The sequence below is a fragment of the Desulfovulcanus sp. genome (genome assembly GCF_982781345.1).
In genome coordinates this window covers 1-1,664 of the sequence record NZ_CEYAEZ010000138.1, presented here as the reverse complement: position 1 = coordinate 1,664, position 1,664 = coordinate 1, and the positions used below count along the sequence as shown (strand labels likewise).

3 protein-coding genes are annotated in these 1,664 nt (G+C 39.5%); 2 read left to right on the top strand and 1 reads right to left on the bottom strand.

The genetic code is table 11. The features are described from left to right. On the top strand, positions 1 to 203 hold a 203-nt coding region (locus AC3WVG_RS11695), incomplete at its 5' end, for a hypothetical protein (RefSeq protein ID WP_488798297.1). Here AC3WVG_RS11695 and AC3WVG_RS11690 read toward each other — a convergent pair. Next, the gene (locus AC3WVG_RS11690) at positions 181 to 525 is read right to left on the bottom strand and encodes a 4Fe-4S binding protein (protein WP_488798296.1); all 345 of its coding nucleotides are present in this window, start codon (positions 523 to 525) and stop codon (positions 181 to 183) included. The genes AC3WVG_RS11695 and AC3WVG_RS11690 overlap by 23 nt on opposite strands. Positions 526 to 883: 358 nt before the next feature. Between AC3WVG_RS11690 and AC3WVG_RS11685 the strand changes: the two genes are divergently transcribed. Further along, complete coding sequence (locus AC3WVG_RS11685; protein ID WP_488798295.1) at positions 884 to 1,621, top strand: LAGLIDADG family homing endonuclease; 738 nt, start codon at positions 884 to 886, stop codon at positions 1,619 to 1,621. Positions 1,622 to 1,664: the final 43 nt, after the last annotated feature.

Below are 1,664 nucleotides of genomic sequence, written 5' to 3'. Positions count from 1 at the left end.
CTAATATTCGAGCAAAGGATATGTTAGATATAATAAGTGACGAAGGAAACGTTGAAAAGTTTTTGAAGAAATTAGGTGCATATTCATCCAATAAGGTTACACCAACACAGAAAAAGAAGAATGAAATTTATAATATCATTGAAGATAGGTTTAAAAATGGTGATGTTTTACCCAGGAGTATTACTCCATTGGGTCAACTTTAATACCAAACTTCTCTTTCCACTTCTTTAATGCTTCCATTATCTCTGGCTTCTTGTCAACAACCTTATACCATGGCTTTGATCTAGCCTCTTCTGGAGCCTCATTTGTCAACCATATACAGCCAACAGGACAAGCCTTAATACACTCTGCCTCATGACCAGGTTTACCACCTTCACATCTCTCCCATATAACTATTGGTTTACCCTCTTCATCAAGTTCAAGTGCATTATTTGGACATACACTAACACATGCACCACATGCTATACATTGATCTCTATCTCTACAGATTCGAGGCCATGAAGCTAACTCTTCAACGCTTGCCATACCCATTCTATACTTAGCCAAGTCTAGATATATGTGTTGTGTATGAGAAGAGTGTTGTATTCTAAATCATTCCTTCCATGATAATTGAATTAATAAACTCATAAGATCTGGATTAGTCTTGCATATATCTAAGAAATTTTCTAAATATATACTTCGGTAAGGTGTACAATGTTCAATTAGAGGAAGATTTATAATTGTCTTGGTGCGGGGGGTGGGATTTGAACCCACGCAGGCCTACGCCAGCGGGATTCTTCCGGGGCGGCGGGGACTGTGATTCTTAGTGTTAGACTCTTTATAAGTATTACTCTCTCAGCTGCTTAAATTGCTCTGCAGATATTTGGAGAAATAATGAGAGGACATGCCGTCTAGGCTGGATAATCCATTATTTCGTGCATATCTTCAGGCACTGCTAATAACAGATTTTCATGCGAGAGTTCACAGACCATTTGGCAAAGAAGAGCCGAAGATAGAGATATCCTTCAGCTCTACAAACTACTGGGGGCTAGAGTGGGCATACATGGTACTAAAACTGATAGGTCATAGGGTGTACATAGCTAGGCCAAAGCAAGGTAAGTGGGGTATAACTGTAGTGTTAAGCACATACTTGCCCTGTGAATACTTGAATGTTGTGCACGAGGTTTACCGTGAAAATAAACGTGCAGGCTTGTCTGGAAGGTTGAGAGCAAAGAAAGTTCCTCAATGGCTCTTTCAGGTACGAGATAAAGACATGATATACTCATTTCTAGCTGGACTGCTTGACGGTGATGGTACGATAAACATCTCAGTAATACGAAATCGCGACCTGAGGATACGTATGTTCATATACACGCATGACAGGGAGCTAATTCAGGAGCTCGTAACCTTACTTAAGATTCATGGTATAGAGACAAAATACTATGACAGTGTTAAAGGTCTGACGATATATCGCAAAGATGTCGTTTACAAACTTGTGAGAGAGTGCTCAGAGTACATAATGCATCCACTAAAAAAGGGTAAGGTTCTTGCTCTTCAAGAATACCTTTCAGGACGAGCTACATTGGTATCTGCAAATTCCACGGTTATTCATACCTGCCGAGATAAAACTCTATGCATGTAGAAATAAAAGAGAAGGGTCAGGTATACCCCTATTCATTTCTATG

Excerpts from the sequence above, each read along its gene's own strand:
- AC3WVG_RS11690 (WP_488798296.1), bottom strand. The coding sequence starts at position 525 with ATGGCAAGCGTTGAAGAGTTAGCTTCATGGCCTCGAATCTGTAGAGAT.
- AC3WVG_RS11685 (WP_488798295.1), top strand. The coding sequence starts at position 884 with ATGCCGTCTAGGCTGGATAATCCATTATTTCGTGCATATCTTCAGGCA.